Origin of the sequence: Rhodococcus sp. BS-15 (genome assembly GCF_000813105.1) — a bacterium.
In the GTDB taxonomy this organism is placed as follows: domain Bacteria; phylum Actinomycetota; class Actinomycetes; order Mycobacteriales; family Mycobacteriaceae; genus Rhodococcoides.
Window position 1 is genome coordinate 1 of the sequence record NZ_BAOX01000268.1, and the last position, 6737, is coordinate 6737.

Sequence of the window (6737 nt, forward strand, 5' to 3'; positions counted from 1 at the left end):
GCCGCCGACGGCGCGTCGATCGCGGAGATCGCACAGCGGGCCCATCTTTCGCCCGGCACCACCCGCAACTACCTGTCCGCGGCAGCAGCCAAACTGGGTGCAGCGAACCGGCACGAGGCCTGCGCTCTCGCTCGACGCCACGGCTGGATCTGACCCACCGTCACACCTTCGTGCTCACGGCGACGGTGTCGAGGGTGGGGAGCCGGTGACCGTTTGCGGGTGGTACAACGGTGATCCGCAAATTGTTGTGCCGCAGCAGATACACGGCCGCGAAGAGGCCGGTCGCCAGGGAGATGACCCCGCCGAACAGCAACGGTGCCCGCGGATCGAGGGCGTCGGCGAGCCAACCGAGAACCGGACTGCCCAGCGGAGTGCCGCCGAGGAAGCACAGCATGTAGATGCCCATCACGCGTCCGCGCATGTCGGACGGCACCGACATCTGCAGAATGTTCATCGCCGACGTCGTGAACGTCAACGTCAGGGCACCGGTGGGTATCAGCAGAAGTGCGACGAGCAGGTAGTTGGGCATCAATCCGACGATCAGCTCGAAGGCTCCGAAGGCGATGACGGCACCGATGAACAGCCGCAGGCGCGGCGCGCTCGCCCGCCGCGCAGCCAGAGTCGCTCCGGCCAACGTTCCGACTGCAGGGTGGTCGAGAGCAGACCGTAGGCGTCTGCTCCGCTACCGAACGTGTTGCGCGCCAACACCGACAGACTCAGCGGGAAGTTGAGGCCGAACGTCGAGACCATGAAGACCGTGGCCAGCAGTACTCGTAGGTCACCGCGCCCCCAGACGTACCGAAAGCCCTCCCGCACCTGCCCTTTGGCGCGTGGGGCCGGTTCGACGCGGAAGAGCTGACCGACGTTCATCGCCACGAGGGCACCGAAGACCGCCGCGAACGACACGGCATTGATGAGAAACACCCAGCCGGTGCCGACGAGGGTGATGAGCACTCCGGACACGGCAGGGCCGACGATGCGCGCCATGTTGAAGGTCATCGAGTTCAACGCGATCGCATTGGCGAGGGTCTCTTTGCCGACCATCTCGATGGTGAACGATTGCCGCACCGGTGCGTCGATCGCGGACGAGCAGCCGAGGATGAATGCGATGACGTAGACGTGCCACAGCTCGACCATCCCCCCGACGTCGAGCACGCCGAGCACCAGACCGCATACCGCGGCGAAGACCTGGGTGATCATGAGTAGCTTGCGCTTGTCGTAGCGGTCTGCCAGGACCCCACCCCAGACCGAGAGGAACAGCGTCGGCCCGAACTGCAGGGCCATGACGATGCCGACGGCGAAGCCGTTGCCGCCGGACAGCGTCAGAACGAGCCAGTCCTGGGCAACCCGCTGCATCCACGTGCCGACCAGCGAGACGATCTGCCCTGACGCCCACAATCGGTAGTTGCGAGTCTTCAGTGCGGCGAACATCGTCGAGCCGGAGGTACGGGAAGCAGGGGCCACCGTTCAAATAATAAACCTAGGTAACTACTCGGAGTCGCTGACGAGGGCCCCGATGATCGTCACCGCGTCACGGAGTGTGTCGAGCTGCTCGGGCCCGAGGCCTGCTAGCTGCGCGGTCATCCACGCTTCGCGGGCACTGGCCTCGTCGGCGATCAGTTCTCGACCGGCCGGTGAGAGCGAGACGATCACCTGCCGCCCGTCGGTGGGATGCGGGGTGCGCGCCACCAGACCGAGTTCGGCCAACGATGCGATCACCCGCGTCATCGACGGCGGCTGGACCTTCTCTCGCGCGGCCAATGCACCCGGCGTCATGTCGCCCTCCCGACTCAGCGTGGCCAGAGCCGACAGCTGAGTGAGCGAGACTTGCGAGTCCACTCGCCTACCCCGAAGGTGGCGAGTCAGCCTCACCACCGCAAGCGACAGGTCGCTTGCCAATTCCCGATTGTCCTTCACACCATTTCCCGACGTCACAGCGCAGAGAATACGCCCTGGTACCGACCACGCGTCATGTAACCGCCTCGGTGATGGGTCCGACGGCGAAATATGCGACGAACAACAACGCGACGATCCACAACAGGGGATGGACCGACTTCGCCCGACCGGACCCGACCGCGAGTAGGACCCAGGTGATGAAACCGACGCCGATCCCGTTGGCGATGGAGTACGTGAAGGGCATCACCACGATGGTCAGGAAGGCAGGCAGCGCGTAATCGAAGCGGCGGAAGTCGATGTCGAGAACCTGCCCGATCATCAACGCACCCACCACGACCAGTGCCGGAGCAGCCGCTTCGATCGGAACGACGGCCGTGAGCGGGGTGAAGAACATGGCCAGCAGGAAGAGCAGTCCGGTGACGACGTTGGCCAGTCCGGTACGCGCACCCTCGGCGATTCCGGAAGCCGATTCCACGAACACGGTGTTCGACGACGCCGACGCACCGCCTCCGACGATGGCTCCGGCCCCCTCGACGACCAGCGCCTTGCCGATGTTCGGCAATTTTCCGTCCTTGTCCAGCTTCGCTTCCTTGCCCAGACCCGTCATCGTGCCCATCGCGTCGAAGAAATTCGCGAGTACGAGCGTGAACACCAGCAGCTCGCTGCGAGCACGCCGATGCGAGTGAACGCTCCGAACAGGTCGACCTCGCCCACCAGGGACAGATCAGGAGACTGAATCAACTCGGTTGGCAGCTGCGGGACCGAGAGGTTCCAGCCCTTGGGGTCGACGCCGTTCGACGGACCCACGTCGGTGACGGCCTCGACGATCGCCGCCAGCACCGTCGTGACCACGATGCCGATCAGCAGACCGCCACGCACCTTGCGCACCACCAGCACACCCATCAGCAACAACCCGAACACGAAGATCACCGTCGGCCACGACGCGATGGACCCGTCGATGCCGAGCCCGACGGGAACCGTCGTGCCCGCGGCGTCGGGGATGCGGCGCACGAAGCCGGAGTCGACCAGCCCGATGAAGGCGATGAACGCGCCGATACCGGCGGCGATCGCAGCCTTGAGCTCGGCCGGGATCGCGTTGAACACCGCCGTGCGGAATCCGCTCACCGCCAGCAACACGATGATGATGCCGTCGATGACGACGAGTCCCATCGCCTCGGGCCACGTCACCTGCGGTGCGATCGTGACGGCGAGCAGGGTGTTGATGCCCAGGCCTGCCGCGATGCCGAAGGGATAGTTGGCGACGATGCCGAAGGCGATGCTCATGAATCCGGCCACCAGCGCGGTCACGGCGGCGACCTGGGCGACCGGCAGAATGTTGCCGAGCACGTCGGTCTTGGCCGCTGCGTCGTCGGCGGAGAAGCTGCCCAGGATCAGCGGATTGAGGACGACGATGTAAGCCATGGCCACGAAGGTGACCACGCCTCCTCGAACCTCGGATCCGACCGTCGAGCCGCGTTCGGTGATCTTGAAGTAGTTGTCGAGTAGCCGCGACGACAATTGCATGAGCGAACGATAAAGCACACCGAAGCAGTTGGGTAACCGCAGCGGCGCAGCCGAGACCGACACAGCGGCGCAGCCGAGAACGACACAGTGGCGTAGCTTGAATTTCGTGGCCGACCTCCCCCAGATTCCGCGCAGCCTCACCGATCCGGTGCCGGTGTTGGCGATCGGCATCCTCGGCTGGATCATCGCGCTGGTGGTGTTCACGGCCACCGGAGATCGGGGCGGCGACGCACTGGCGACGTGTTGGTCCGGTATCGCCGTGGGTGCCGTAGGGTTCGGAATCTTCCTGATACAGAGAGCGGCGTCACGTCGCGGGAGCAAAACCGCCCAACGCGGCCTCGATTGAGATCAGGATCACGTTAGCTCGATCACCGCAGGCCCCCTGACGTGGGCAAACTAACCCGCCAGCCGGTTGAGTAACACAAAGTTAACGTGGACCATGGGTTATGTCAGTTCAGATAACCTCTCGATCCACGAAAGCCAGGCCATGAAGTTCGTCGCTCAGTACCGCAATCGCCGTAACCACGTCCGCTCGCTCCGCGCCCTCTACGCACGCGCCAACGCTGTCTCCAGCCCGGCCATGCGCGACGAGCTGCTCGTCATCGCCCAGCGCTCTGATTTCTCGCGCTGATCAGCCTGACGGCATAGATCCACCCCAGCCCCCACAGGGCACCGAACACCCAGCCGGCCAGCACGTCCGTGGTCCAATGCGCACCCAGGTAGATCCGAGAGAATCCGATCAGCAGGGACGCGACCACAGGTAGCACGAGCAATACCGGCCGATGCAGCCACGGATTCGGCGATCGCAGCATCACCGCGATCGCCACCGTGGCAAGCACCATCGACATCATCGCGTGGCCCGACGGAAACGAATGGCTCGCAATATCCACCAGCCGTTCCGGAATCGGTGGCCGCTCCCGCGCGAACGCGAACTTGAGCGCATTCATCGGACCCCACCCGGTCAGCATCGAGCCCGCGACCATCCATGCGTCGACTGTCCTCTTGGATGTCAGCAACGCAGCCCACGCCGCCGTCGACAACACGAACATCATGAACGTGTTGCCCACCGTGGTGATGATCCAGAACATCGTCGTGACCCACCCGACTCGGTGCTCGACCATCCAGTCCAGGATCACACCGTCAAGCCCCACGAGGTCGCTCCCAACTCTCCGTGCAGTGGACCGTTCCGTCGGCGGTCACCCACCACGGGACTGCTTTGTCTCCGCTCACCTCACCGGACAGCCGCACCACGAGTTCGCGATGCACCACCACCCCTCCTGATGGCAGCGGCAATCCCAGTACGGCACAGGCCGACACGGCTCCGGGTTCGCGATCCCAGGAGCTGACGCGTCCGGTTCCGAGCACTTCTCCGCTGATCGCCTCCGATGCGTGCCTGATGTCGAGAACATCGGCCAGTGCCGCAGCGGTGGCCATGTCCGAGAGCACGGCGATTTCCGGTGGAACCACGCTCGCCAGCCACGGAGCGTCGATCACGAGCGCATCCGACGCGTCCACCACCGCGCCGCCGAGCGTGCGGACACGATCCGGTGGATCGATGTCCGAGACCTCGATGCGCCGCTCTGCAACAGCGGTGGCGATGAGCGTGTGGGTGCGCGCGATCACCGCAGGGGTCGGACTCCGCTGTGGATCCGACAGCGCTGCCAGCAGCACACGAGCAGTCTGGGCGTTCTCGCAGATCGGCGCGCTGAGCACCGCCTGCAGTTCGTCGGCACGTGGATGATCCAGTGGATCGAGCAACCCGGCGAACGTCTCGTCCGACGGTGCCCGGAATTCCATCGGACGCGAACCGTGCACTCGCGCATGCCGTCCGATCCACCACGCGGTGTAGCCGTCACGGTCGATCAGTGCCGCACGGGTGCTCGGATCGTCCAGTAACACGGCCATCGCCTCGGACCATCCGTCCGATCGGACGAGGTCGAGATCCCGGACCGCGAGGAGCGTCTCCGGCTCCTCGGCCAGACTCGACCACCACGCCGACTCGTCGTCGAGATCGTGATCCGGCCCAGTCGGCAGTTCGTCACGCACCACCGAGAAACCCCACCCGACGCCCACTGCTCGCAGCGCCCGCTCACCGAACCTGTCCACCACCGCAGTCGCGAGGACGCCGAACGGCGAATCATCGATCAGCAGGTCCGCCAACGGCGCTCCGGGAAGCAACAATTCGTCGGCGCTGCGCAATTCGCCCTCGTGGTCCGCGAGGGGCAGGCCGCCCAGCCAACCCGGTAATTCGCCCGCCTCTCCCGCCAGCGCGAGCACGGCGGCGACCAGTTCGTCGGCCTCCTCGCTCTCGTCCCAGTCGAGATCGTCCAGAGCCGCCTCGAGCGCCGGGTCGGTGAGCAATTCGGTCGCAGTCGCCTCACGGGCGCCCAGCCGCGCCAGCAGCGGACTCACCGCATCCGGGTGAACCAACCGCACCCAGGTGACCGCAGCGGAGGCGTCGGAGCCGATCACCGTCGTCCGTGGACCGGTCACCGTACGACCGTCTGCGAGCGGAACAGGCAGCGCAGCAAGCTCTTCCGCAGCCACACCGTCGACCACGAGTGGGACCAACGCGTCGAACAGTCGACGCCACCAACTCGGCTCGCGATCGAGCCCACCGACCATCTCCGCCAGCCTCGCCAACCCGATCCGGTGCACACCCACTGCCGCGAGCGCCGACGCGTGCCGCCCACCCGACAGTGACGCGTCGAGCTGATTCGGAACGACATCGACCAACGCCGAGACGAGTTCCTCGGTGGCGTCGGCGACGACGTTCGCCCGCTCGGGCACGAGGTCGCGTCCGTCGGCACCGGGAAGCCAAGGTGCACTGGACAATCGACGGAAGATCAGCTCACGCAGTGCGCCGTCGACCTCACTGCGAGCGAATCCGACCTCGGGCACGAACAATACCCTGGATGCCGCGGGCAGCGAGGCCACGAAGTCCGCGTACCCGTGCGCTACCGCGTCGAACGAGACACCGGGCAACACGCGCCGTCGATCGGGTTGCATCGGCACATCGGCAATGACCAACGCGGGCAACGACATCAGCTCGTCCGAGCGAGTCGGAGCGCGCAGCACATCGGGCGGCGCAGGAACGGGCAGACCGTCGACGACCGGAGCGAGCCAGCGGGCAGCCGGGGTGACGAACTGCCGCCAGGTTCGCGGTCCGATCGCGATCTCGGCGCTGCTGTCGTCGAGTTCCGTTCTGGTGCAGTCGATCACGACACCGTCGATCTCGATGGAGTTCAACGCCTCCAGTTCGAGAAGCAGGTCGACCGCCTCGTCTGCAAAGCCTGCGGCAAATTCTTTCGCCGCAG

6 protein-coding genes and 2 pseudogenes are annotated in these 6737 nt (G+C 65.6%); 3 read left to right on the forward strand and 5 right to left on the reverse strand.

Annotated elements, in window-relative coordinates; translation table 11 throughout:
- Positions 1-153 (forward strand): LuxR C-terminal-related transcriptional regulator (locus RHBS_RS22125; protein WP_145977568.1); only part of this gene is annotated, 153 nt, incomplete at its 5' end.
- 7 nt (positions 154-160) lie between these two features.
- Here the strand turns inward: RHBS_RS22125 and RHBS_RS22130 are convergent.
- From RHBS_RS22130 to RHBS_RS22140, 3 genes and pseudogenes are all read right to left on the reverse strand, one after another.
- Positions 161-1431 (reverse strand): annotated as a pseudogene (locus RHBS_RS22130) (MFS transporter).
- A 57-nt stretch (positions 1432-1488) separates the two neighbouring features.
- Complete coding sequence (locus RHBS_RS22135; RefSeq protein ID WP_037188786.1) at positions 1489-1917, reverse strand: MarR family winged helix-turn-helix transcriptional regulator; 429 nt, start codon at positions 1915-1917, stop codon at positions 1489-1491.
- A 52-nt stretch (positions 1918-1969) separates the two neighbouring features.
- Positions 1970-3420, reverse strand: a pseudogene (locus RHBS_RS22140) (NCS2 family permease).
- Positions 3421-3526: 106 nt separating this feature from the next.
- Here RHBS_RS22140 and RHBS_RS22145 point away from each other — a divergent pair.
- Complete coding sequence (locus RHBS_RS22145) at positions 3527-3766, forward strand: DUF2530 domain-containing protein (RefSeq protein WP_374700643.1); 240 nt, start codon at positions 3527-3529, stop codon at positions 3764-3766.
- A gap of 93 nt (positions 3767-3859) precedes the next feature.
- Complete coding sequence (locus RHBS_RS22150; RefSeq protein ID WP_128646438.1) at positions 3860-4051, forward strand: hypothetical protein; 192 nt, start codon at positions 3860-3862, stop codon at positions 4049-4051.
- Here RHBS_RS22150 and RHBS_RS22155 read toward each other — a convergent pair.
- Both RHBS_RS22155 and RHBS_RS22160 read right to left on the reverse strand, forming a co-directional pair.
- The gene (locus tag RHBS_RS22155) at positions 4020-4571 is read right to left on the reverse strand and encodes a phosphatase PAP2 family protein (protein WP_237669561.1); all 552 of its coding nucleotides are present in this window, start codon (positions 4569-4571) and stop codon (positions 4020-4022) included. The two genes, RHBS_RS22150 and RHBS_RS22155, sit on opposite strands and share 32 nt — an antisense overlap.
- On the reverse strand, positions 4561-6737 hold a 2177-nt coding region (locus RHBS_RS22160; protein ID WP_128646439.1), incomplete at its 5' end, for an ATP-binding protein. The genes RHBS_RS22155 and RHBS_RS22160, both read right to left, overlap by 11 nt.

Excerpts from the sequence above, each read along its gene's own strand:
- RHBS_RS22150 (WP_128646438.1), top strand. The coding sequence starts at position 3,860 with ATGGGTTATGTCAGTTCAGATAACCTCTCGATCCACGAAAGCCAGGCC.